The sequence below is a fragment of the Streptomyces sp. NPDC050560 genome (assembly GCF_044457285.1).
Lineage (GTDB): Bacteria > Actinomycetota > Actinomycetes > Streptomycetales > Streptomycetaceae > Streptomyces.
The window spans coordinates 357,124-379,971 of the sequence record NZ_JBITGT010000005.1; the positions used below are offsets into that span (position 1 = coordinate 357,124).

General features: G+C 72.6%; 19 protein-coding genes and 2 tRNA genes. 15 read left to right on the forward strand and 6 right to left on the reverse strand.

The features are described from left to right. Positions 1 to 83: 83 nt before the first annotated feature. Both ACIBIW_RS13755 and ACIBIW_RS13760 read left to right on the forward strand, forming a co-directional pair. On the forward strand, positions 84 to 443 hold the full coding sequence (locus ACIBIW_RS13755; protein ID WP_399335453.1) for a WhiB family transcriptional regulator: 360 nt from the start codon (positions 84 to 86) through the stop codon (positions 441 to 443). Continuing rightward, positions 440 to 763 carry a hypothetical protein gene (locus ACIBIW_RS13760; protein WP_399335455.1) on the forward strand — a complete coding sequence of 108 codons (324 nt, stop codon included), beginning with the start codon at positions 440 to 442 and terminating at the stop codon, positions 761 to 763. Before ACIBIW_RS13755 ends, ACIBIW_RS13760 begins: the two co-directional genes overlap by 4 nt. Positions 764 to 902: 139 nt before the next feature. Here the strand turns inward: ACIBIW_RS13760 and ACIBIW_RS13765 are convergent, their stop codons facing one another. Continuing rightward, positions 903 to 2,429: an ABC1 kinase family protein gene (locus ACIBIW_RS13765; protein ID WP_399335457.1), complete on the reverse strand. Its 1,527-nt coding sequence runs from the start codon at positions 2,427 to 2,429 to the stop codon at positions 903 to 905. A 41-nt stretch (positions 2,430 to 2,470) separates the two neighbouring features. Beyond that, entirely contained in the window at positions 2,471 to 3,613 is a 1,143-nt protein-coding gene (locus tag ACIBIW_RS13770) for a TOMM precursor leader peptide-binding protein (protein ID WP_399335459.1), read from the reverse strand. Positions 3,614 to 4,086: 473 nt separating this feature from the next. Here ACIBIW_RS13770 and ACIBIW_RS13775 point away from each other — a divergent pair, with 473 nt between their 5' ends. The 4 genes from ACIBIW_RS13775 to ACIBIW_RS13790 all read left to right on the forward strand — a co-directional run bounded on the left by ACIBIW_RS13775 (position 4,087) and on the right by ACIBIW_RS13790 (position 8,259). Then, entirely contained in the window at positions 4,087 to 4,704 is a 618-nt protein-coding gene (locus ACIBIW_RS13775) for a M48 family metallopeptidase (protein WP_399335461.1), read from the forward strand. Between the two features lie 248 nt (positions 4,705 to 4,952). Continuing rightward, positions 4,953 to 6,797: a TerD family protein gene (locus tag ACIBIW_RS13780; RefSeq protein ID WP_399335463.1), complete on the forward strand. Its 1,845-nt coding sequence runs from the start codon at positions 4,953 to 4,955 to the stop codon at positions 6,795 to 6,797. 9 nt (positions 6,798 to 6,806) lie between these two features. Continuing rightward, positions 6,807 to 7,487, forward strand: a complete 681-nt coding sequence (locus ACIBIW_RS13785; RefSeq protein ID WP_399335465.1) for an AIM24 family protein — start codon at positions 6,807 to 6,809, stop codon at positions 7,485 to 7,487. A 16-nt stretch (positions 7,488 to 7,503) separates the two neighbouring features. Then, positions 7,504 to 8,259 carry an AIM24 family protein gene (locus ACIBIW_RS13790; RefSeq protein WP_399335467.1) on the forward strand — a complete coding sequence of 252 codons (756 nt, stop codon included), beginning with the start codon at positions 7,504 to 7,506 and terminating at the stop codon, positions 8,257 to 8,259. Positions 8,260 to 8,376: 117 nt separating this feature from the next. Here the strand turns inward: ACIBIW_RS13790 and ACIBIW_RS13795 are convergent, their stop codons facing one another. Together ACIBIW_RS13795 and ACIBIW_RS13800 are read right to left on the reverse strand one after the other, a co-directional pair. Then, entirely contained in the window at positions 8,377 to 8,931 is a 555-nt protein-coding gene (locus tag ACIBIW_RS13795) for an NUDIX hydrolase (RefSeq protein WP_399335469.1), read from the reverse strand. Then, complete coding sequence (locus tag ACIBIW_RS13800; protein ID WP_399335471.1) at positions 8,928 to 10,460, reverse strand: zinc-dependent metalloprotease; 1,533 nt, start codon at positions 10,458 to 10,460, stop codon at positions 8,928 to 8,930. Before ACIBIW_RS13800 ends, ACIBIW_RS13795 begins: the two co-directional genes overlap by 4 nt. Before the next feature lie 193 nt (positions 10,461 to 10,653). Between ACIBIW_RS13800 and ACIBIW_RS13805 the strand changes: the two genes are divergently transcribed. From ACIBIW_RS13805 to ACIBIW_RS13820, 4 genes are all read left to right on the forward strand, one after another. Further along, complete coding sequence (locus ACIBIW_RS13805) at positions 10,654 to 11,763, forward strand: SDR family oxidoreductase (protein WP_399335473.1); 1,110 nt, start codon at positions 10,654 to 10,656, stop codon at positions 11,761 to 11,763. A gap of 119 nt (positions 11,764 to 11,882) precedes the next feature. Next, positions 11,883 to 12,320: a molybdenum cofactor biosynthesis protein MoaE gene (locus tag ACIBIW_RS13810; RefSeq protein ID WP_399335475.1), complete on the forward strand. Its 438-nt coding sequence runs from the start codon at positions 11,883 to 11,885 to the stop codon at positions 12,318 to 12,320. Positions 12,321 to 12,830: 510 nt separating this feature from the next. Beyond that, positions 12,831 to 13,013: a hypothetical protein gene (locus ACIBIW_RS13815; RefSeq protein WP_399335873.1), complete on the forward strand. Its 183-nt coding sequence runs from the start codon at positions 12,831 to 12,833 to the stop codon at positions 13,011 to 13,013. Between the two features lie 108 nt (positions 13,014 to 13,121). Then, positions 13,122 to 14,213, forward strand: coding sequence for a PDZ domain-containing protein (locus ACIBIW_RS13820; protein ID WP_399335477.1), 1,092 nt, complete (start codon positions 13,122 to 13,124; stop codon positions 14,211 to 14,213). A 113-nt stretch (positions 14,214 to 14,326) separates the two neighbouring features. On the opposite strand, the gene ACIBIW_RS13825 is transcribed toward ACIBIW_RS13820, so the two are convergent. Then, positions 14,327 to 14,938, reverse strand: a complete 612-nt coding sequence (locus ACIBIW_RS13825; protein ID WP_399335480.1) for a PPA1309 family protein — start codon at positions 14,936 to 14,938, stop codon at positions 14,327 to 14,329. A 187-nt stretch (positions 14,939 to 15,125) separates the two neighbouring features. Here ACIBIW_RS13825 and ACIBIW_RS13830 point away from each other — a divergent pair, with 187 nt between their 5' ends. The 4 genes from ACIBIW_RS13830 to ACIBIW_RS13845 all read left to right on the forward strand — a co-directional run bounded on the left by ACIBIW_RS13830 (position 15,126) and on the right by ACIBIW_RS13845 (position 20,619). Further along, complete coding sequence (locus ACIBIW_RS13830) at positions 15,126 to 18,131, forward strand: UPF0182 family protein (protein WP_399335853.1); 3,006 nt, start codon at positions 15,126 to 15,128, stop codon at positions 18,129 to 18,131. 43 nt (positions 18,132 to 18,174) lie between these two features. Continuing rightward, a tRNA-Met gene (locus tag ACIBIW_RS13835) sits at positions 18,175 to 18,248 on the forward strand. A 340-nt stretch (positions 18,249 to 18,588) separates the two neighbouring features. Then, positions 18,589 to 20,442: a tetratricopeptide repeat protein gene (locus ACIBIW_RS13840; protein WP_399335482.1), complete on the forward strand. Its 1,854-nt coding sequence runs from the start codon at positions 18,589 to 18,591 to the stop codon at positions 20,440 to 20,442. Between the two features lie 100 nt (positions 20,443 to 20,542). Continuing rightward, positions 20,543 to 20,619 (forward strand) — tRNA-Met (locus tag ACIBIW_RS13845). A gap of 98 nt (positions 20,620 to 20,717) precedes the next feature. On the opposite strand, the gene ACIBIW_RS13850 is transcribed toward ACIBIW_RS13845, so the two are convergent. Further along, the gene (locus tag ACIBIW_RS13850; protein ID WP_399335484.1) at positions 20,718 to 21,134 is read right to left on the reverse strand and encodes a Fur family transcriptional regulator; all 417 of its coding nucleotides are present in this window, start codon (positions 21,132 to 21,134) and stop codon (positions 20,718 to 20,720) included. A 167-nt stretch (positions 21,135 to 21,301) separates the two neighbouring features. On the opposite strand from ACIBIW_RS13850, the gene ACIBIW_RS13855 reads away from it, so the two are divergent. Continuing rightward, positions 21,302 to 22,771, forward strand: a complete 1,470-nt coding sequence (locus ACIBIW_RS13855; RefSeq protein WP_399335486.1) for a catalase — start codon at positions 21,302 to 21,304, stop codon at positions 22,769 to 22,771. The last annotated feature ends 77 nt before the right edge of the window (positions 22,772 to 22,848 follow it).

Genomic DNA, 22,848 nt, shown 5'->3' on the forward strand with positions numbered 1-22,848 from the left:
GATCGAGGGGGCCTCGGGATACGACCCCGGTACCAGCCGACGACCGGCCAACAGGCCGGCCCGACAGACGAGGAAGACAGACCGTGCAACGCGAAGCGCACGCCCCGTCAGTACCGCCTTCAGACACCATCCCGCCGCCCGGCTCCACGGAGGACTCCGCCTTGATCCCGCTCACCGCGCTTGACGACGCCATCGAGAACCTGGGCGTGCCCGTCCCGTGCCGCTCCTACGACCCGGAGGTCTTCTTCGCCGAGTCGCCGGCCGACGTCGAGTACGCCAAGTCCCTCTGCCGCACCTGCCCGCTGATCGACGCCTGCCTCGCCGGAGCCAAGGAGCGCCGCGAGCCCTGGGGCGTCTGGGGCGGGGAGCTGTTCGTCCAGGGTGTCGTGGTCGCCCGCAAGCGGCCGCGTGGTCGCCCGCGCAAGAACCCGGTCGCGGTATGAACGCGCCCGGCACGATCGACCACCCCCTGACGCACGACCCCCAGAAGCAGGCACCGATGCAGCCGTCCCCCCGAGAGCCCCAGGGCTCCGCGACACCAGACGTGAACACCACAGGCGCCAACGACTCGCGCCAGAACAGGACCCGTGAGATGCAACTCATCCCAGAAGCCCTGGCACGCGCGCATATGGAGAACCGACTCCGCGAGGCCGAGGACGGCCGCCGCGTGGCCCGCGTGGTCACCGCGCGCCGTATGCAGCGCCGTGCGGAACGCGCCTCCCTGCGCGCCCGGCGTGCCCTGGCGATGGCAGTGATGCACTGACCTTCCGCCGAGGGCACCACCAGGCACCATGATCATGGCCGCCGACTCCCTGAGTCGGCGGCCATGCCCGTTTCACACCCCGCCCCGACCACAGCCCCGTGGCCACGGACACGGGCCCCGGGGCGGTCGAGCGCCGCTCTCAGCTCCCGGCCTCCGCCGCCGCAGCCGCCTCGGGCTCCGCGCCCGTTCCGGTCCTCGCGGTGGTGTCGGTGGTGTTCGCTACGTCCTCCGCGGGCGCCGCGGGCCCCGCCTCCACTCCACCGTCCTCGTCACCGGCCAAGGGCTCCTCGTACTCGGCCTCCTCCACCGCCGTGTCGTCCCCGGTCTCCTCGTCGGCCTCGGTGTCGGCGACGAACCCCGGTACCCACGCCTCCAGTTCCTCCCGGAGCCGTACCGTCGCGCCGAGCTGGCACAGGACGCCGATCGTGCTCAGCGTCACCCGGTGGATCAGCAGATAGGACGGGGGGAGGTTGAGCCGGCGGCCGAGCTGGTGGGCGGGGGAGCGCGGGTCGGCGATCCGGGCCGCCTGGCCGCGCATCCAGGCCCGGGTGAACTGGAAGGACTCGACCCGCGCGGGCTCGATGATCGGCAGCAGGTAGTCCCGCACCGCGATCGGGTCGAGATCGATGTCCTCCCGTACGAAGCCCTCCTCACGCAGTAGCTCGTACACCGCGTCGGCCTCGCCTTCGAGGGTCATCCGCAGGGAGTTCCCGATGGTGGCGGGCAGGCCGCCCGGCAGCCGGTTCACCGTGCCGAAGTCGAGCACGCCGAGACGCCAGCCGCCGTCGCCGTCGGGGAGCAGGCGGAAGTTCCCGGGGTGCGGGTCGGCGTGCAGCAGGCCGGTGCGCGCGGGTCCGGAGAAGAGGAACCCGGCGAGGAGCTGCCCGGCCCGGTCCCGCTGCTCCTGTGTGCCGTCCGCGATCACCTCGGAGAGTGGGATGCCGTCTATCCACTCGGTCACCAGGACCTGTTCGCGCTGGTGCACCACCTTCGGCACCAGGACGTCGGGGTCGCCGTCGAACTCCTCGGCGTGCGCGCTCTGCGCCCGGGACTCCAGGTCGTAGTCCAGCTCCTCGGAGACCCGGTCGCGCATCTCGGTGATGAGCGGCTTGATGTCCATGCCGGGGATCAGCGGGCCGAGGAGCCTGGCGAACCTGCTGAGCTGGCCGAGGTCCGACAGCAGGGCCTCGCCCGCGCCCGGGTACTGCACCTTCACGGCGACCTCGCGGCCGTCGTGCCACACCGCCCGGTGCACCTGTCCTATCGAGGCCGCCGCCGCGGGCTTGTCCTCGAAGGAGAGGAAGAGGTCCGCCCAGTCCTCGCCCAGACGCTCGGTGAGCACCGAGTGCACCGTGGCGGTGGGCATCGGCGGCGCCGCCTCCTGGAGCTTGGTCAGGGCGGCGCGGTAGGGCCCGGCGACATCCTCGGGCAGCGCCGACTCGAAGACCGAGAGGGCCTGCCCGAACTTCATCGCGCCGCCCTTCAGCTCCCCGAGCACCCGGAAGAGCTGGTCGGCGGTGCGCTGTTGCAGCTCCCGGCCGACGATCTCCGCCGATCTGCCGCCGATCCGCTTGCCGAGTCCCCAGGTCGCCCGGCCGGCGAAGCCCAGCGGCAACGCGGCCAGCTTCGCGGTACGGGTGACCGCCTTGCGCGGAAGATCCGACATGCGCCCCCTCCAGAGCCACACAGCCACGCGACCCGCGGCGGTTACCCGGACATTGTCGCGCGCCCTTCGCCGTCCACAGTGGCCCGCGTCCCCCCGGCTTGTCGATCGCCGTGCCGCGCGGCCCCGCAGGGACAGTGCGGATGGGGGCGCACCCGGGCGCGCCGCCAGTCGAAACCGGGCGCCGAGACCTCCCAGCGCGCGCCCGTGGCGCCGGGCGGGGTGCCGCCGAGGAAGGCGAGTGCCTGCGCGGCGGCGTGCCCGGCCACCGTCGTCGTCAGCGCCACCTCCCCGCCGACCACATGCCGCTGGCGGCCCGAGCGCCACTGCGCCAGCATCCGGGGCCATGCCGGGTCGCGGTCCACGCGGTGCAGGTCGAGACAGCCCGCGCACCCCGTGGTCCCCGGCAGGACGAGGGGGCCGACGACCCCCGTGCGCTCGATCACCCCGACGTGGAGATGGGGCGTGCCCGCGGCGACGAGGTCGGCGGTGGCCGAGGGGTGCGGTGCCCAGGCACCGAGGCCGTCGCGCGGGGCGAGCACCACAAGGCCGAGGCCCGCCTCTCCGGTGCTTGGCGCGGGGGCCGACGGCCGGTCGGGCGCGGCGCGGCGGGCGCCCGCGCGGGCCGACTCGTCCCTGCGGTGCCCCACGTCCTGCGGGGGATGCCCGCCGGGCGCGGTGTCCCAGGGCTCCACCTCGCCACCGTCCCGTACGTCGACATGGCCCACGCCCGCGGCGGCGAGCACGGCGGCCAGCAGGGCGCCGACGCGGCCCGCGCCGCGTACCTGGACATGGCGGCCGAGCCTGGTGCCGAGCCCCGCGATCCCGGAGTCGGGGTCGGGATCGCCGAGGGAGAGGGCCGCGAGGTCGGGCCTGAGCCGGTCGAGCAGCGCGGGCCTGCCGCGGAGGGCCGCGGCGGCAAGGCCGCCGCCGGTGGCGTCGTCGAGCAGCCCGGCGGCGGCCAGCCGGCGCACCACCTCGTCGGCATGCCCCTCGGGAAGCCCCATGCGCCGGGCCTCCTCGCGCAGCAGGGGGAGTCCTCGGGTGCCGTCGAGCAGGGTGAGGAAGGTACCGGTGGCGGTCGAGACCGGGCTGAGGACCTGGGCGAGACCGGGGGTGATGCCGAACTGCACCGTGTTCAGATCCCGCCAGGCCCGCCGCAACGACGGCCGCAGCAGGGGATGCATCTCGGCATCGCCGCTCGGCCGCCCGCTCGCCGGGCCCCCGCCCGCCTCCCGCCCACCGGGCGGGCGCCCACCGCCCGTCCGGCGCCCACCCGCCTGCCGCCCGCTCCCCGAACGCCCACCGGGCGGCGCACCCCCCGGCCTCGCCCCCACCGCACGCCCACGCCCCCGCCCTCGCCCGGCGTCGGCCCCAGCCGAGAGCCCAGCCCCAGCCTCACCCATCCCACGCACCCCACGCATCCTTGATCCCTCCGCTCCGCACGAGGAAGCTCCCCCGTAGCGACGACCACCGGAAACCCCGGCGGACCGGTGGCTGTCACCGGCCCGCACAGCTTCGCCCGCCGCGGCGAGGTCGTGCCGAAAGTTATCCACAGGGCGGGGAAAACTTCGTACTGGTCATATGAATCGCTCGGGGTGGCGTGGCCCCGGCCGGGGTGCCGGGACTTCGGCGAGCCGTTGCGGGTACGGTCGAGGGCGTGTCCGCCGAGCCCTCGCCCCGTGCCGCCGCCGTCGCCCCACGGGCCCGCGGCGACAGATCCGCCGCCGGGGACGTCGAGGTCCGCCGCAGCAGCCGACGGCGGAGAACCGTTTCCGCATACCGCGAGGGCGGCCGGACGATCGTGCTGATCCCGGCCCGGATGTCCGCCGCCGAGGAGCAGCGCTGGATCACGGTGATGCTGGACAAGCTCGCCGCGCAGGAGAGCAGGCGCAGGCCGGGCGACGCCGAGCTGGCGGAGCGGGCGCGGCGGCTCTCGGGGCAGTATCTGGGCGGCGAGGCGCGCCCCGAGTCCGTGCGCTGGGTGACCAACCAGAACTCCCGCTGGGGTTCCTGCACCCCCGCCGAGGGCAGCATCAGGCTCTCGCACCGGCTCCAGGGCATGCCCGAGTACGTGGTCGACTACGTGCTGCTGCACGAGCTGGCGCACCTGCTGGTGCCGGGGCACGGGCCGCGCTTCTGGGCGCTGCTCGACGCGTATCCGCGCACCGAACGCGCGCGTGGCTACCTGGAGGGCGTGGCCGCGGCGGCGCGCATGCCGCAGGAAGAGCCCGACGTGCCGGGCACGGAGGATGTTCCGGACGGGACGGTCCCGTAGGAGGCCCCGGATTTGCCGGTCGCACCGGTCGCACCGGACATGGCGGGCGTGCCGGTCGCCCTCGGGTTGGGGGCCGGTACGCGCGGGACGCGTGAGGCGGCCGGGCCGCGGCAACGGCGGGGCGCCGGGCGGGGTGTGAGGGGCGGCGGGGTTGTGTACCGGCTCTGTACCGGCTTCGTGTGATGTCGGCGATTGCGGTTAGCCTGGCGCGACGCCATAAGAATCGGGATGGGGGACGGTCGTAGCGCATGTCTCGGGAATTCCAACGCGGCCACAAGGCCAGGATCAGTGACCTCACCCAGGGGACGGATCTGTACGTGGGAGTGCAGATCGCGGCTCCGGGGGTGACCTTCGACATTAGCTGCTTCGGCCTCGACGCGGCAGAACGCCTCTCCGACGACCGCTACTTCGTCTTCTTCAACCAGCCGAAGACACCTGAGGAGTCCGTCCAGCTCCTGGGCGCGCAGGCCGGGGACACGGAGTCGTTCCGGGTCACCCTCGACCGCATCCCCCAGCAGATCCAGCGGCTCTCCTTCACCGCCACCATCGACGGCGCGGGGCAGATGTCGCAGGTCGCGCCCGGTTATCTGCGCATCGTCGCGGGTGGCGAGGAAGTGGCGCGTTACTCGTTCAACGGCTCCGAGTTCTCGACGGAACGCGCGGTGATGCTCGGCGACTTCTATCTGAAGGACGTGTGGCGGTTCGCGGCCGTCGGCCAGGGCTTCGACGGCGGCCTCGACGCGCTGCTGAAGAACTTCGGCGGCGAGGTCATGGAGGAGGAGCAGGCCCCCGCGGCTCCCACCGGCGGCGCCCCCGGGTTCGCACCGCCGCCCGGCGGCCCCGCCCAGCAGCCCGCCGCGCCGCCCGCGTTCGGCGCCCCCGCGGGCCCGGCCCCCGTACCGCAGCAGGCGCCGCCCGCCGCCCCGGCCCCCGCGGCGCAGAACTTCGCGCCCCCGCAAGGCGCGCCCCCGCAGGGCAGCCCGCCGCAGGGCACGCCCCCGTACGGCGCGGCACCGCCCGGCGGCACGCCGCCGCCCGCGCCCTCGGGACCCTCGGTGCACGCGGCGCCGACCGTCGTCGCGCCCCTGACGCCCCCGGGCGGCACCGTGCCGCACCCGCCGGGACCCGCGCCGTTCAACCCGGGAGGCCCGCCGCCCGGCGGCCAGCCCCCGGGCCAGCAGCCGTACCCGGGCCAGCCCGGCGGCGCCCCGCCGTACGGGCAGCAGCCGCCTGGGCCGCCCGGCGCGCCCTCCGGCTACGCGGGCCCCCAGGCCCCCGGCGGCTACCCGCCCCCCGGCGGCCCGACGCCCCCGCCCGGCTACGGGCAGCCCCCGGGCGGCCAGTTCCCCGGCGGCCCCCCGCCCGGCGGCTTCCCGGGACAACCCGGCGCGCCCGCGCCCTACGGGGCGCCCGCCGCGGCCCAGCCCGTGACGCCCGGTGTGGACGGCGGCCTCAGCCTCTTCAAGGAGGCCGCGACAGGACAGCGCTGGACGCTCCAGAACAAGAAGCTGGTCCGCGTCGACCTGGGCGTCAGCGGCCAGCCGGTGCTCGCCCGCCAGGGCAGCATGGTGCTCTACCAGGGCAAGGTCGACTTCGGCTACAAGGGCGCGGGCTTCGCAGGACGTATCGTCGGCAACGCCACGGGCCAGGAGATGCAGCTCATGCGCTGCTCGGGGCAGGGGCAGGTGTTTCTCGCGGAGAACGCCACCCATCTGCACCCGATCGAGCTTCAGGGCGAGGCGATCTGCGTCTCGGCGGAGAACGTGCTCGCCTTCGACGAGGCCCTCCAGTACGAGGTGCGCCGTATCGAGGGCCACGGCATCCCCGGCGGCGCCCTGTTCACGATGCAGTTCCAGGGCACCGGCACCATCGTCGTGAAGACGCACGGGGTGCCCGTGCTGCTCCCGGTCACCCCCACCACCTTCGCGGACTGCAACGCCGTCGTGGCCTGGTCGGCCGCCGCCCAGGTCATCGTCTCCAGCCAGGTGCGGATGCGCATGAACGCGTACCCGGGGCAGAGCGGGGAGAGCGTGAACCTCCAGTTCCGCGCCGCGCCGGGCAACTTCGTCGTCGTCCAGCCCTACGAGGTGTGAGGTCCCGACATGAATCAGCAGCTCGCGGGCTTCGCCCCGGCGCCCGTCTCCGCCCGGATGGAGACCCACGGCGGCCACATGCTCAAGGTCGCCATGCAGACCGGCCAGGACCTCCTCGCGCGCGTGGGGTCCATGGTCGCCTACGAGGGCTTCGTGCAGTACGAGCCCAACCCGCCCGCCGTCCGGCAGATCGCCCGGGACTGGGTCACCGGCGAGGGCGCGCCCATGATGAAGTGCTCAGGTGACGGCCTGCTCTACCTGGCCGACTACGGCGCCGACGTCGTCGTGCTGAACCTCGGCGGCGACGCCATCTCCGTCAACGGCACCAACCTCCTCGCCTTCGACGCACACCTCCAGTGGGGCGTGGAGCGGGTCAAGGGCCTGGCCAAGTTCGCGGGCCAGGGCCTGTGGAACGTGAAGGTCTCGGGCCAGGGCTGGGTCGCGCTCACCTCGCGCGGCACGCCCATCGTGGTCGACTGCGGCAGCGGCGAGGACGAGACGTACGTCGACCCCGACGCGCTGGTCGCCTGGTCGCCGACGCTGAAGGTCAAGGGGAAGCGCAGCTTCCGCGCCGGGTCCCTCATCGGGCGCGGCAGCGGGGAGGCGTACCAGATGGGCTTCTCGGGGCGCGGCATCGTCGTCGTACAGCCGAGCGAGGACAGCACCGACCGCCTGCGGGCGCGGGGCTGAGGGGGGAGAAAGACTCATGCAGAGCCCGCTTTTCAGCCTCACCGAGCAGCAGAGCCAGGAGCGCTACACGCTCCAGAACCCGCAACTGCTGAGGGTCCTGCTCGAAGGCCAGGACGACATCCTGGCCCGCAAGGGCGCCATGGTGGCCTACCAGGGCCTCATGGAGTTCGACGGCGAGATCCAGAACATGACCCAGCAGCGCGCCCGCGCTTACACCGGGGAGGGCCTCGACCTGATGCGCTGCCACGGGCAGGGCACGGTCTACCTGGCCAACCTCGCCCAGCACATCCATGTGATGGACGTCGAGCAGGAGGGCCTGACCGTGGACAGCGGCTACGTCCTCGCGCTGGACTCGTCGCTGCACTACGAGGTCGTCGCGGTCGACAGCCAGTACGGCATCTCGGGCTCCGGCAAGTACCAGTTGGTGATCACCGGGCGCGGCAAGGTCGCCCTGATGACCTCGGGACAGCCCCTGATGCTCCAGGTCACCCCCGACCGCTACGTCAACGCGGACGCGGACGCGATCGTCGCCTGGTCCAACAGCCTCAGGGTGCAGATGCAGGCGCAGACCCACTCCTCCGGGGTGTGGCGGCGGCGCGGGAACACCGGGGAGGGCTGGGAGCTGAGCTTCATGGGCCAGGGCTTCGCCCTCGTCCAGCCGAGCGAGCTGCTGCCGCCGCAGAACGCGGTCATCGGGCAGGGCCTGCGCGCCCAGTACGGCATGGGCCAGCAGGGCGCGCGCGGACAGAACCAGGGCAACGTCTGGCAGTGATCCACCGGCCCCGCGGGGAGGCGCGAGCCCCACGGGCCCGGAGGTAAGGGGCGCGGTCAAGGGACGGCGCCCCTTACCCGTGTCTGTCACGCCTGTGTGTGACGCGGGTGGGCCGTGTCAGACGCCGTCCACGCGCGCGCGGGTGGCCGCCATCAGCCGTACGACGCTGTCGTCGGCGACGTCCGCCACCTCGTCGTAGCCGAACCAGCGCAGGTCGAGCGATTCGTCGCTGATGGCCGCGACGGCCCCCCGCGGGGCGCGTGCCGCGTACTCCACGTCCAGGTGCCAGGCGCAGGGCGTGTGGTGCCGGTCGAGGCGCACCGGGCCGCCGGGCAGCAGCTCAAGGCCCTCGATACCGGACTCCTCGCGGGCCTCCCGCAGCGCCGCGCCCGCGAGCGTGCGGTCCTCCGGCTCGCAGTGGCCGCCCATCTGGAGCCACATCCCCAGCTTGCCGTGCAGGGTCAGCAGCACCCGCTCCGCCACGGGGTCGAAGACCAGGGCGCTCGCCGTGACATGCCCGGCGCCGCACGCCCGCCACATGCCGTCCGGATGCGCGGCGAGATGGTCCAGATAGGCGCGGCGCAGCTCGTCTTGGCCCCCCTCGGACGGCAGGCCCTTCAGCGTGGCCACCGCGTCGTCGAACAGGGGGCTCTTTCCGTCTTCCGAGGTCACTTGCCGCCGTCGCCCCGGTCGTCGCCGCCCTCGTCCTCGTTGCGCTTCCCGCCGGCGTCGGGGCCCTTGTCGCCCTCGGGGCGCCTCGCCTCGCCGTCCGGGTCCTTCTCGCCTGGGTCGCTCTCCGTTGGGTTGCTCTTCGCGGGGTCGGTCTTCGTGAGGTCGGTGGGCAGGCCGCTCGCCGCGTCCCCGAGCATCTTGTCCAGTTCGGAGAAGTCCAACTGCTCGCGATGGACAAAACCGTCAGGATCGTCGAGGTCGGAGGCGGTCGGCAGCATGTCGGGATGCGCCCACAGGCCGTCCCGGCCGTCGACACCGCGCGCGTCGGAGAGCGAGGCCCAGAGCCTGGCCGCGTCCCGCAGCCGCCTGGGGCGCAGCTCAAGGCCGATCAGCCGGGCGAAGGTCTGCTCCGCGGGGCCGCCCGTGGCGCGCCGCCTGCGCAGCGTCTCGCGCAGCGCGTCCGCCGACGTCAGACGGGGCTTGGCCGCCGCGTGCACCACGGCGTCCACCCAGCCCTCGACCAGGGCGAGCGCGGTCTCCAGGCGCGCGAGGGCGTTCTTCTGCTCCGGGGTGTCCTCCGGCTGGAACATGCCCTGCTGGAGCGCGTCCTGAAGCTGCTCGGGATTCTGCGGGTCGAGCTGGCCGACGACGTCCTCAAGCTTCTGGGTGTCGACCTTGATCCCGCGCGCGTACCCCTCCACCGCGCCGAACAGATGCGAGCGCAGCCACGGCACATGCGCGAAGAGCCGCTGGTGGGCGGCCTCCCGCAGGGCCAGGTACAGCCGCACCTCCTCCTCGGGAACCCCCAGGTCACGGCCGAAGGCGGCCACGTTCACCGGCAGCAGCGCCGCCTTGTTCGCCGGGCCCATCGGCAGGCCGACATCGGTGGAGCCCACGACCTCGCCCGCGAGCACCCCCACCGCCTGCCCGATCTGGGTGCCGAACATGGCGCCGCCCATCGAGCGCATCATGCCGATCAGCGGCCCCGCCACCGCCTGCATCTCCTCGGGCAGGACGTCGCCCATCGCGGCGCCCACGCGCTCCGCGACCGGGTCGACCAGCTCCTTCCACACCGGAAGGGTCGCCTCCACCCACTCCGCGCGGCTCCACGCGACCGCCGACGCCGAGCCGGAGGGCAGCGACGTCACGTCGTCGAGCCACAGGTCGGCCAGGCGCACGGCCTCCTCCACCGCGGAGCGCTCGGCGGGACCCACGCTGCTGTCCTTGACCCCGTCCTGGGTGCCCTGGGAGACCGTCTGGCGGGCGATCTGCTTGGCCATGTCCCAGTTCACCGGGCCGCCCTCGTACGAGAGCATCTGGCCGAGCTGCTGGAAGGCCGCGCCCAGGTCGGACGGGTTCATCGAGCCGAACATCGCGGCGAGCGGGTTGTCCCCGCCGCCCGGCAGCGAGAAACCGAACGGGTTGGCAGGTCCCTGACCACCACCGTCCTGCTGGTCCTTCTTCTTGCCCTCGTCGCCGTTCTCCGGCTCCTCCGGCGGAAGGCCGAATCCGAATGGGGTGTCACTCACGGGATTCCTCGGCTCGTCGGGCCGCCGGTACGGTGCCGACGGCGGCTGCCCTGCATCACCACCCAGCGTAGACACCCGGGGGCCGGACAGGGCCTCGGTGCGCTGCCCGGTCCCGGTCTGCGGCAGGATGGATGCCACCTGCTACGTGCGCTTATGGCGCGTACGTACTGAAGACAACCGCTGGAGACACCTGGTGAGTTCCCCAGATCCACAGGTTCGCGCAGCGCGAAACCAGAGGGCGGCACCCGCGCGCGGGCCCGTCGTCGCCGTCACGGGCGCCGCGTCGGGCGTCGGCGCGCTGCTGACCGAGCGCCTGACCGCGGGGGACGCGGTCAAGCGGGTGGTCGCCATCGACGAGCGCCGCGGCGAGTGCGAGGACGCCCGCTGGCACCTCCTCGACATCCGCGACCCCGCGATCGCCGAGAAACTGCGCGGTACGGACGTCGTGGTGCACCTCGCCGTCGACCTCGATCTGGAGTCCGACCCCGCGGCCCGCACGGCGTACAACGTGCGCGGCACCCAGACCGTGCTGACCGCGGCGGCCGCCGCCGGGGTGCGGCGCGTCGTGCTGTGCACCTCGGCGATGGTCTACGGGGCGCTGGAGGACAACGAGCTGCCGCTCTCCGAGGACGCCGAGCTGCGGGCCACCGCGGACGCCACCGGCGTCGGCGACCTCCTGGAGATCGAGCGCCTGGCCCGCCGCGCGCCCCGCGCGCACCCCGGGCTGAACGTGACCGTGGTGCGCCCCGCGGTCCTGGTCGGCGGCACCGACACCGCGCTGACCCGCTACTTCGAGTCGCCCCGGCTGCTGGTGGTGGCCGGGTCGCGGCCCGCCTGGCAGTTCTGCCACGTGGACGACCTGTGCGGGGCCCTTGAGTACGCGGCGCTGGGGAAGATCGACGGGGAGTTCGCGGTCGGCTGCGACGGCTGGCTCGAACAGGAGGAGGTCGAGGACCTCTCCGGCATCCGCCGCATGGAGCTGCCGTCGAGCGTCGCGCTCGGCGCCGCGGCCCGGCTGCACCGCATCGGGCTCACGCCCTCGCCCGCGGGCGACCTCGCGTACACGATGCACCCCTGGGTGGTCAGCGTGAGCCGCCTCCACGACGCGGGCTGGCGGCCCCGGTGGACCAACGAGCAGGTGCTCGCCGAGCTGCTGGAGGAGGTCGCGGGGCGGCACACCGTGGCCGGGCGGCGCCTCGGCCGCAAGGACGCCACCGCGGCGGGCGCCGCGGGCGCGACCGTGGCCCTGCTCGGCACCGCGGCCCTGGTCCGCAGGGCACGCAGGGCGCGCCGCCGCATCTGAGCGCCCGCGGCGTCCGCGGAATTCGCCGCGCCCCCGCGTCTGCCGGGCGCGCGCGCGTGCTCGTCGAGGGGCACGCACGTGTGCCGCCCGTCCGCCCGTTCATCAAATAGGCTGCGTGTATGCAATCTGCCTCTGACGCCATCCGACTGCTGGCCGTTCGCGACACGCCGCTCTCGCTCGACGAGGTGTACGCCGCGGTCGGCGACCCCGCGGCGGGCGGGATCGCGGTGTTCGTCGGCACCGTGCGCGACCACGACGGCGGCGCGGGGGTGGACGCGCTCGGCTACACCGCGCACCCCAGCGCGGAGGACGAGATGCGGAGGGTGGCGGAGAAAGTCGTCGCGAGCCACCCGGTACGGGCGCTTGCGGCGGTGCACCGGGTCGGCGACCTGGTGGTGGGCGACATCGCGGTGATCGTCGCGGTGGCCTGCGCGCACCGCGCGGAGGCGTTCGGGGCCTGCCGGGAGATGATCGACGACCTCAAGCGCGAGGTGCCGATCTGGAAGCACCAGCGGTTCTCCGACGGCACCGAGGAGTGGGTCGGCGCGGGCGGCTGAGCCCCACGCGGCCCGCACCCCGCACCCCGCACCCCACACCCCCACACACCCCGCGCGCCCTGCGCAGCCGTCTCGCGCCCCCACGGCCCCGCGCCCGCGCGCCCCGACCGCGCGCACCCCACACCCGCGCGCCCCGAACACAAGCTCGCCCCGGCCCCGCGCGCCCCGCACCCACGCCCCGCCGCGCATCCCTGCAGCCGCCCCCGCCCCGCGCGTCCCTCGCGCCCCGCGGGCCGCGCCCCCAGGCCCCCTCACCCGAACGGCCTCCCGGCGCCCCGCACTCGTACGGCCGTCGGAGGGGTTCCGGTTGCGTAACCACACCCCCCTCGGGAGCGTTGGCCCTGCGGATGGTTAATCTGCTGATCTGCCAGTTGGTCGGCCGGTCGCGGGCTCCCGACGGGGCCTCAGGGCCGCGCATCCCGCCCGGGGTAACGGACGTCGACCACCGGCGGGGTCCTGCGGCCCCGGCGGCTCTCGCGGCGGCAGCACTCGTACGCACGTTTCCCCGTCGTGGGGTTGGAGGTCGGCATGGCCGCGCTCGCCTGGTTGCTGATTCCGCTTGTGGCCGCCTTCGGGGCCGGGCTCTGGGGCACCTGGGCCGGCCGCTCAAGGAGGACGGGCGACGGACCCGAACTCGACGGCTACGCCCGCTTCCGCGAGGCCATGGAGAAGTCGCACTCCGACGCGCTGTGACCCGCCGTGCCAGGGCGTGATGAGGGCCGGATGAGCGCCCAGGGGGCCGGGCCACCGCCCGGCCGGACCCCCCGCTGGGCACACAGACTGGTCCCGTACTGTCGTTCCATGCCACGCCGCACCGCGACGATGCTCGCCTCGACCCTGATCCTGATCGCGCTGCTGTGCGCGGGAGTCTTCATCCAGGTGCCGTACGGGGAGATGTCCCCCGGGCCGACGGTCAACACCCTCGGCGACCACGACGGCGAGCCGGTGCTCCAGGTCCCGGACGACAAGACCCATCCGGCCAAGGGCCACCTCAACATGACGACGGTCCGCGTGACCAGCGCCGAGTACCACATGAACCTGGTCGAGGCCGTCTACGGCTGGCTGGCGGGAGACAAGCTCGTGGTGCCGCGCCAGGTGCTCTACCCGGACGGGCAGACCGAGGAGCAGTCCAACCAGGAGAACGCCGAGGAGTTCAGCCAGTCCCAGGAGAGCGCCAAGGTCGCGGCGTTGAAGCAGCTCCACGTCAAGGTCACCACCCAGACCGTGGTGGCCGCCGTGCAGAAGGACAGCCCCGCGCAGGGCAGGCTGCACGCGGGCGATGTCATCAAGGCGGTCGACGGCACCGCCGTCAAGCAGCCCGACGACGTGGCGAAGCTCGTCACCAAGCACAGGCCCGGCCAGTCCGTCGCGTTCACCGTGGTCCCCGCCAAGGCGCAGGAGGCGGCGGAGAAGTCGGGGAAGAACGCCACCGGGACCCACCGCGTCACCGTGACCGCCGGGAAGTCGCCGGAGAAGGACGGGCACGCGATCGTCGGCATCACCGCGGGCGTCGACCACACGTACCCGTTCCCGATCGACATCAAGCTCGCCGACGTCGGCGGGCCGAGCGCCGGGCTGATGTTCGCGCTCGGCCTCTACGACAAGCTGACCCCGGGCGACCTCACCGGCGGCGAGTTCGTCGCGGGCACCGGCACCATCGACGACGCGGGCAAGGTCGGCGAGATCGGCGGCATCGGGATGAAGACCATCGGCGCCAGGAACCAGGGCGCCCGCTACTTCCTCACCCCCGAGGGCAACTGCGCCGAGGCCGCCAAGAACGTCCCCGACGGGCTCACCCTCGTCAAGGTGGGCACCATCCACGACGCGCTTGACGCCCTCAAGGACATCAGGGAGAAGAAGACCTCCCGGCTCCCCTCCTGCACCAAGGGCTGACGCGGGTGCGCCGGCACCACGGGGCGGCGGCCCCGGCCACGCGCGCGGACGCCGCCGGACGGGCGGCCGCGAGCCCCGCCGCCGCGGCACGCCCGGGCGGCGGGGGCGCCGCGCTACTCGGCGAACGTGGCCGCGAGCGCCTCGGCCAGATTGGGCACCAGGTCGGAGCCGGTCAGCACATCGGAGGGGGAGTCCTTCGCGCGCAGCCGCAGCGCCGACTCCCGCGCCCCGTCCCGCAGCACGGCGACGGTCATCCGCACCTCCTGGCGCTCGGGGTGCGCCGCCACCCACTCGGCGAGCCCGTCCTCCCCGAGCCCCTCGGGAACGGCGGCCTCGGCGGACGGCGGCAGCATCAGGCGCTCCACGGTCAGGGCGCATCCGGCCACCGCCTCGGGCCAGGCGATGGTCGCCAGGAACTCGTCCAGGGGCCGCTCCCCGGACACCTCGTCCTGCTCCACGGGCGTGAACGCGCCCGCGGCCGCGTCGTCGGCGAGGCCGAGCCGGTCGGCGAGCGTGGGCTCCCTGCTGCGCAGCCTGCCGGTGTCGACGAGCGCGAACAGCCGGGCGGGCTGGTCCCAGCCGAGCGACGCGACGAACTCGTCGATCTCCAGAACGGCGCGGGTCAGCGGGCTCGCGGCCGGCGGAGACCCGGAGGAGCCGGCGGAACCGGAGCGGCCGGAGGGGCCGGAAGGACCCGAGGGTCCGGGGGAAGGCGTGTTGGGCATGGGCAATATCCTGCCTGGTTCAGGCCCCGAAACGGGAACTGCGTAAAGCTTCAGTAAGTTGCACAGAGGGGCCCTACGATCGCTGAGCCGCCTCCGGGCGGTCACGGGGCCCGAGGGGGCCGGGGGTCCCGCACATCAGCCAACCACAGCAACAGCGAACTTCGAGGTGCGCACCTTGGCTTTCCAGATGCCGGACCGCGGCGGAGGCCCGACGGGGCCACGGATCAGAGTGGGCCGGCCGTCCAGGCGTGTCCGCACCCTGCTCATGACACTGGGCGTCCTGGCCGTGCTGGCCATGGCGTTCGTCATGTTCGCGGGGTTCTGGACCGACTGGCTCTGGTACCGGTCAGTGAACTACTCGTCCGTCTTTACCACCACGCTGTGGACGAAGATCGGGCTCTTCTGTGTGTTCGGGCTGCTGATGGCCGCGGCGGTCGGGGTGAACGTCTGGCTGGCCCACCGGCTGCGCCCGCCGCTGAGCGCCATGTCCATGGAGCAGCAGAACCTCGACCGCTACCGGATGGGCATCGCCCCGTACAAGAAGTGGATTCTGCTGGCGATCACGGCCCTGGTCGGGCTGATCGCGGGGGCCTCCGCCGCCGGTCAGTGGCGCACCTGGCTGATGTGGGTCAACGGCGTGCCCTTCGGCCAGAAGGACCCGCAGTTCCACATGGACGTGTCCTTCTACGCGTTCGACCTGCCGTGGTACCGCTTCCTGCTCGGGTTCGGCTTCGCCGCCGCCGTGCTCTGCCTGGTCGCCGCCGCCCTCACGCACTACCTCTACGGCGGCCTGCGGATCACCAACCCGGGCAGCAGGGCCACCGCGGCGGCCACCGGGCACCTGTCCGTGCTGCTCGGCCTGTTCGTCGCCCTCAAGGCCGTCGCCTACTGGCTCGACCGGTACGGACTCGCGGTCAAGTCGAGCGACTTCAAGGCCACCGGGAACTGGACGGGGCTCAGGTACGTGGACGCCAACGCGTACCTGCCCGCCAAGACCATCCTGTTCTGCATCGCCGTGATCTGCGCGCTGCTGTTCTTCGCCACGCTGTGGCGGCGCACCTGGCAGCTCCCGGTGATCGGCTTCGGCCTCATGGTGCTCTCCGCGATCCTGATCGGCGGGCTCTACCCGGCGATCGTGCAGAAGTTCCAGGTCCAGCCCAACGAGCAGGCCAAAGAGGCGCCGTACGTCGAGAAGAACCTCAAGGCGACCCGCGACGCGTACGGGATCAACGGCACCGAGGTCAAGGAGTACCCCGGCAAGGCCAGCACGGCGGACAACGAGAAGCTGCGCGGCGACGCCACGAACGCGTCGAGCATCCGGCTGCTCGACCCCAACATCGTCTCGCCGACGTTCCAGCAGCTCCAGCAGATGAAGAACTACTACGCGTTCCCGTCGAACCTGGACGTGGACCGCTACAAGTCGCCCGACGGCAAGGAGCAGGACACCGTCGTCGGCCTGCGCGAGCTGAACCTGAACGGGGTCCCGAAGAACAACTGGATCAACGACCACTTCCGCTACACGCACGGCTACGGCGTCGTCAGCGCGCGCGGTACGAGCGCCGACAGCGAGGGCCGTCCCGAGTTCACCGAGTCCGACCTGCCCTCGAAGGGCGACCTGCCCGAGTACCAGCAGCGGATCTACTTCGGCGAGAAGACCAACACGTACTCCATCGTCGGCGGTCCCCAGAAGGAGATCGACTACACCGACGACGCGGGCAACGAGAAGTCCTTCAGCTACCACGGCAAGGGCGGGGTCAACCTCGACAACCCGGTCAACCGCGCGGCCTACGCGGTCGCGTTCGGGGAACCGCAGATGCTGTACTCGGGCGCCATCGGCAAGGGCTCGCGCATCCTCTACAACCGCACGCCCAAGGACCGGGTGGAGGCGGTGGCGCCCTGGCTCACCATCGACGGGGACGCCTATCCGGCCGTGGTCGACGGCAGAGTGCAGTGGATCGTCGACGCGTACACCACCTCCAACGGCTATCCGTACGCGTCGCGGACGACCCTGGGCGACACGACGGCGGACTCGCTGACCGCCGCCAACAACCAGAGACAGGTCGTCGCACAGCAGAACAAGGTCAACTACATCCGCAACTCGGTGAAGGCGACCGTCGACGCCTACGACGGCACGGTCAAGCTCTACCAGTGGGACGACCAGGACCCGGTCCTCAAGACCTGGATGAAGGCGTTCCCCGGGACGGTGCTGCCGAAGGGCGACATCTCACCGGCGCTGATGTCGCACCTGCGCTACCCCCAGGACCTGTTCAAGGTGCAGCGCGAACTGCTCACCCGCTACCACGTGAAGGACGCCAAGACGTTCCTCAGCGGCAGCGAGGTGTGGCAGGTGCCGGGCGATCCGACCACCAAGTCGGGGGACTCGGTGCCCGCCTACTACCTGAGCATGCAGATGCCAGGGGAGAGTTCGCAGGCGTTCTCGCTGACGACGACGTTCACCTTCAACGGCAGAGACAACCTGGGCGCCTTCATGGCGGTCAACGCCGAGGCCGGCACCAAGGACTACGGCAAGATCGAGATCCTGAAGATGCCCTCCAGCAGAACCATCGACGGACCTAAACAGGTACAGAGCAAGTTCAACTCCGAACAGGACATCGCCGAATCGATCAGACTGCTGCGTGGTGGTGACTCAGAAGTCGAATACGGCAACCTGCTCACCGTGCCGCTCGACGGCGGGTTGCTCTACGTCGAACCGGTCTACGTCCGCGGCGGCGGCCTGAAGTACCCGCTGCTGCGGAAGGTCCTGGTGGCCTACGGCAACGCCAGCGCGTTCGAGGACACCCTCGGCGAGGCGCTACAGAAGGTCTTCCCGACCAGTGGTGACACCCAGGAGCCACCGGACGGCGACCAGGACCAGCCACCGCCGCCCAGCTCCTCCAACCCCACGGTGGCGCAGGCGCTCGACGACGCGCAGAAGGCGTTCGAAGACGGTCAGAAGGCCCTCAAGAAGGGCGACTTCGGCGCCTACGGCGATGCCCAGGAGCGGCTGGAGAAGGCGTTGCAGCGGGCCGAGGACGCGCAGGACAAGGGCGGCAAGAAGCCCAGCAGCGGCTCCGGTGCCTCGTCGGGCTCCGGGTCGGGCGGCGGAGGCGGCGACAGCTCCGGTAGCACCGACAGCTCCGACAAGGGCGATCAGAGCGGCGACGGAAGCGGCTCAGGGGGCGACGGAGGCTGACGAGTTGGTGAACCCCGCGTCGTGCTACGGTGTACACACACGACGCGGGGTGGAGCAGCTCGGTAGCTCGCTGGGCTCATAACCCAGAGGTCGCAGGTTCAAATCCTGTCCCCGCTACGGAAGACGAGGGCCCGGTTTCCCCACAGGGAAGCCGGGCCCTCGCGCTGTCCCCATCGCGGAGCGCGAACCGCGCCGACCCGCAGAATCCCCGGACCGCGCCCGTACACCATGCGCGCACCGGGGCCCGTGCGCCGGTGCCGCATCCCCTCGGCCCGGGCTTCCCTCACACCGTGAGAGATGAAGCGTTGGAAACAGTGTTGATACGGCGGCCGCGTCGCCTGGGGGAGTTGGGCGATCCGTGTTTGACTTATCCCTCTGTGGGCATGTCGACAAAGCGCTGAAGTGACCTCCCGGGGTGCGGTATACCAGATGTGCCGGGGGTACGGGTGGTGCGACGATGAACGGTATGGGGGATAAGGCAACTCTGGTGGAGACAGGGCGGTTTGTACGGTCGGCCGACCGGGACGATCCCGGCGTCGCCGCCGAGGAGGCGCGCAGGAAGCTCGCCGCCGAGGCGGGCGACGTCGAAGCGATGAGCGTCCTCGGGGCCACCCTGCTGCGCCGTGGCGACCTCGAAGGCGCCGAACCCCAACTGCGCGCCGCCACCGCCGCGGGCGACCGCGCCGCCGCCAACAACCTCGGTGTGCTGCTGCACCAGCGCGGCTACCCCGAGGAGGCGGCCGGCTGGTGGCGGGTCGCCGCGGTCGCCGGCTCCCCCGCCGCCGCGCACGCCCTCGGCCGCCACCACCGCGAGCGCGGCGACGAGCCCGCCGCCGAGTACTGGCTGCGGCAGTCCGCGGAGCAGGGGCACGTCCTCGGCGCGTACGCCCTCGCCGACCTGCTCGAACACCGCGGTGACGCGGGCGCGGAGCGCTGGATGCGCACCGCGGCCGAGCACGGCCACCGGGAGGCCGCCTACCGCCTGGCGAAGGCGCTCGACGCGCGCGCGGAGCGCGAGCGCCCCCCCGGCACGCCCCGCCCCCCTCGCCGCGGACGGCGCCCCGAGCGTCCTGAGCGCCCCGAGGGCGCCGAGGAGCTGACGCCCGGGCAGGAGGCCGAGCAGTGGTACCGGCAGGCCGCGGCCCGCGGCCACCGCCGCGCCGCGCTGCGCCTCGGCACCATCCTGGAGCAGCGCGGCGCCCTGAAGGAGGCCGGGCGCTGGTACCTCACCTCCGCCAAGGACGGCGAGCCCGGCGCCGCCTGCGCCCTCGGCTTCCTGCTGCGCGACGCTGGCGACCTGGAAAGCGCCGCCACCTGGTGGCTCAAGGCCGCCCAGGAGGGCGACGGCAACGCCGCCAACGCGCTCGGCGCCCTGCACGCCGAGCGCGGCGAGACCCAGACCGCCGAGCGCTGGTACCGCACCGCGCTGGACGCGGGCGACACCAACGGCGCCTACAACCTCGCCCTGCTGTGCACCGCCGGGGGCCGCGACGGCCGCGCCGAGCAGTGGTACCGGCACGCCGCCTACGCGGGACACCGGGAGGCCGCCAACGCGCTCGCCGTACTGCTGCTCCAGCGGGGCGACGCGGTCGGCGCCGAGCCCTGGTTCTCCAAGGCGGCCGAGGCGGGCAGCGTGGACGCCGCGTTCAACCTCGGCATCCTGCGCGCCGCGGGCGACGACGAGAAGGGCGCCCTTGAGTGGTACGAGCGCGCCGCGGCCGCGGGCCACACCGAGGCCGCCCTCCAGGTCGGCATCGCCCGGCTGTGCGAGGGCGACGAGGCCGACGCGGAGCGCCATCTGCGGTGCGCCGCGGGCGGCGGCAGCGCGGAGGCCGCCTACCGGCTCGCCACCGTCCTCGACTCCCGGCGCCCTCCCCCTCCCGAGCACGAGCTGGGCGAGCCCGTCCAGATCAAGACGGAGTGCGAGGAGTGGTACGAGCGCGCCGCGGGCCAGGGCCACCGCAGGGCCCAGGTGCGGGTCGGCATGCTCGCCGCCGCCAGGGGCGACGTCGTCGAGGCGGCCGACTGGTACCGCAGGGCCGCCGAGGCGGGCAGCCGGGGCGGCGCCTTCAACCTCGGACTGCTGCTGGCCCGCGAGGGCAGCGAGCCCGAGGCGGTGCTGTGGTGGCGCCGCGCCGCCGACGCCGGGCACGGCAGGGCCGCGCTGCGGCTCGCGCTGGTGTACGCGCGCCGCGGCGAGCTGACCGAGGCGCAGCGCTGGAGCGGCCGCGCCGCCGACCTCGGCCCCGCCGAGGTCACCGAGCGCGCCGCGCGGCTGCGCGAGGCGCTGCGCCAGGAGTTGACGGCGTGACACCGAAGCCCGCCGCCGACCTGGCGCCAGGCGCCGTCGCACGGTGCCGGGACAGTGATTTGCGCTGCTGAGGCGGCTTCACGTAGGGTCGAGACATCGACGCGGGGTGGAGCAGCTCGGTAGCTCGCTGGGCTCATAACCCAGAGGTCGCAGGTTCAAATCCTGTCCCCGCTACCAGATCCGAAGGCCCGGTCCCAGGCAAGGGACCGGGCTTTCGGCATGGGTGCGCGTATGTGCGCCGCGGCGGGCTCGTGTGCGGGCGGGAGCTGACGGCCTCAGGCCGTTGAGCATTCCGGGCACAGGCCCCGGTAGGTGATCTCCACGCCGGAGACGGCGAAGCCGAACCGTTCCGCCACGGGGAGGTCGGCGAGCGCGTCGCCCGCGGGGTGCACGTCGCGGATCGAGCCGCAGCCCGAGCAGACCAGGTGCTGGTGGGGGCGGTGCGCGTTCGGGTCGTAGCGCTTGGCGCGCTTGTCCGTGCTCACCTCGATGACCTCGCCGAGCAGCACCAGCTCGCCCAGCGTGTTGTAGACGGTGGCGCGGGAGATCTCGGGGAGCCGGTCGACCGCGCGCGCGTGGACCTCGTCCGCCGTGAGATGGACGTGCTCCCCGTCGAGCACCTCGGCCACGACTCGACGCTGCGCCGTCATGCGCCAGCCACGTCCGCGCAGTCGTTCCAGAAGGTCGCTCATGACGCACCAGCCTAACAGCAGGGGAACAAGCTTCCGATCGAGTGTGACTTTGGAAGTTTACTTGACTTAGACAAAGTCTATCGTAGGATCGAGAACGGCATTAGCCAAGGGCCAGTCAAGGACTGAGGCCAAGGCCGGTGACCCCGGCCGGTTCGACCGCACCACCGATGCAGGAGGCATACGTGACGACACAGGGACCGCTTACCACGGAGTCCGGTGCCCCGGTCGCCGACAATCAGAACAGCGAGAGCGCCGGTGTCGGCGGTCCCGTACTTCTCCAGGACCAGGTGCTCCTGGAGAAGCTGGCGCACTTCAACCGCGAGCGCATCCCGGAGCGCATCGTGCACGCCCGCGGCGCGGGCGCGTACGGCACCTTCACCCTCACCCGCGACGTCTCGCGGTGGACCCGCGCCGCGTTCCTCTCCGAGGTCGGCAAGCAGACCGAAACCTTCCTGCGGTTCTCCACGGTCGCAGGGAACCTCGGCTCGGCCGACGCCGTGCGCGACCCGCGCGGCTTCGCGCTGAAGTTCTACACCGAGCACGGCAACTACGACCTCGTCGGGAACAACACCCCGGTGTTCTTCGTCAAGGACGCCATCAAGTTCCCCGACTTCATCCACACCCAGAAGCGCGACCCGTACACCGGCTCCCAGGAGGCGGACAACGTCTGGGACTTCTGGGGCCTGAGCCCCGAGTCGACGCACCAGGTGACCTGGCTCTTCGGCGACCGCGGCATCCCCGCCTCGTACCGCCACATGAACGGCTACGGCTCCCACACGTACCAGTGGAACAACGCCGACGGCGAGGTCTTCTGGGTCAAGTACCACTTCAAGACCGACCAGGGCGTCAGGAACCTCACCGCCGCCGACGCCGCACGGCTCGCGGGCGAGGACCCGGACAGCCACCAGCGCGACCTGCGCGAGGCCATCGAGCGCGGCGACTTCCCGTCCTGGACCGTGCAGGTGCAGATCATGCCCGCCGCCGAGGCCGCGTCGTACCGCTTCAACCCGTTCGACCTGACCAAGGTGTGGCCGCACGACGACTACCCGCCGATCGAGATCGGCAGGCTGGAGCTTAACCGCAACCCGGAGAACATCTTCGCCGAGGTCGAGCAGTCCGTCTTCAGCCCGGCGCACTTCGTGCCCGGCATCGGCCCGTCCCCTGACAAGATGCTCCAGGGCCGCCTGTTCGCCTACGGGGACGCCCACCGCTACCGGGTCGGCGTCAACGCCGACCACCTCCCGGTGAACCGCCCCCACGCCACCGAGGCCCGTACCAACTCCCGCGACGGTCTCCTGTACGACGGCCGCCACAAGGGCGCCAAGAACTACGAGCCCAACAGCTTCGGCGGCCCCTTCCAGACCGACAGGCCGCTGTGGCAGCCCCTGCCCGTCACCGGCGAGACCGGCGAGAGCGCCGCCCCCGCGCACGCCGAGGACGACGACTTCGTGCAGGCGGGGAACCTCTACCGGCTGATGTCGCAGGACGAGAAGGACCGGCTCGTGGAGAATCTGGCCGGCTTCATCTCCCAGGTCTCCAGGGACGACATCGCCGAGCGCGCTGTCGGCAACTTCCGGCAGGCCGACGGGGACTTCGGCAAGCGGCTCGAAGCCGCGGTCCAGGCCCTCCGTGCCTGAGACCGCTTGCCGAACCAGGAAGGGCCGGATATCCCCCGCCGGGACGTCCGGCCCTTCGCCGTGTCGGTGGTCCTTCG

Bases quoted from the DNA above. Each gene is read 5' to 3' on its own strand.
- ACIBIW_RS13760 (WP_399335455.1), top strand. From the start codon at position 440: ATGAACGCGCCCGGCACGATCGACCACCCCCTGACGCACGACCCCCAG.
- ACIBIW_RS13765 (WP_399335457.1), bottom strand. From the start codon at position 2,429: ATGTCGGATCTTCCGCGCAAGGCGGTCACCCGTACCGCGAAGCTGGCC.
- ACIBIW_RS13770 (WP_399335459.1), bottom strand. From the start codon at position 3,613: ATGCATCCCCTGCTGCGGCCGTCGTTGCGGCGGGCCTGGCGGGATCTG.
- ACIBIW_RS13780 (WP_399335463.1), top strand. From the start codon at position 4,953: ATGTCTCGGGAATTCCAACGCGGCCACAAGGCCAGGATCAGTGACCTC.
- ACIBIW_RS13785 (WP_399335465.1), top strand. From the start codon at position 6,807: ATGAATCAGCAGCTCGCGGGCTTCGCCCCGGCGCCCGTCTCCGCCCGG.
- ACIBIW_RS13790 (WP_399335467.1), top strand. From the start codon at position 7,504: ATGCAGAGCCCGCTTTTCAGCCTCACCGAGCAGCAGAGCCAGGAGCGC.
- ACIBIW_RS13810 (WP_399335475.1), top strand. From the start codon at position 11,883: ATGCAATCTGCCTCTGACGCCATCCGACTGCTGGCCGTTCGCGACACG.
- ACIBIW_RS13820 (WP_399335477.1), top strand. From the start codon at position 13,122: ATGCCACGCCGCACCGCGACGATGCTCGCCTCGACCCTGATCCTGATC.
- ACIBIW_RS13825 (WP_399335480.1), bottom strand. From the start codon at position 14,938: ATGCCCAACACGCCTTCCCCCGGACCCTCGGGTCCTTCCGGCCCCTCC.
- ACIBIW_RS13830 (WP_399335853.1), top strand. From the start codon at position 15,126: ATGCCGGACCGCGGCGGAGGCCCGACGGGGCCACGGATCAGAGTGGGC.
- ACIBIW_RS13840 (WP_399335482.1), top strand. From the start codon at position 18,589: ATGAACGGTATGGGGGATAAGGCAACTCTGGTGGAGACAGGGCGGTTT.
- ACIBIW_RS13850 (WP_399335484.1), bottom strand. From the start codon at position 21,134: ATGAGCGACCTTCTGGAACGACTGCGCGGACGTGGCTGGCGCATGACG.
- ACIBIW_RS13855 (WP_399335486.1), top strand. From the start codon at position 21,302: ATGCAGGAGGCATACGTGACGACACAGGGACCGCTTACCACGGAGTCC.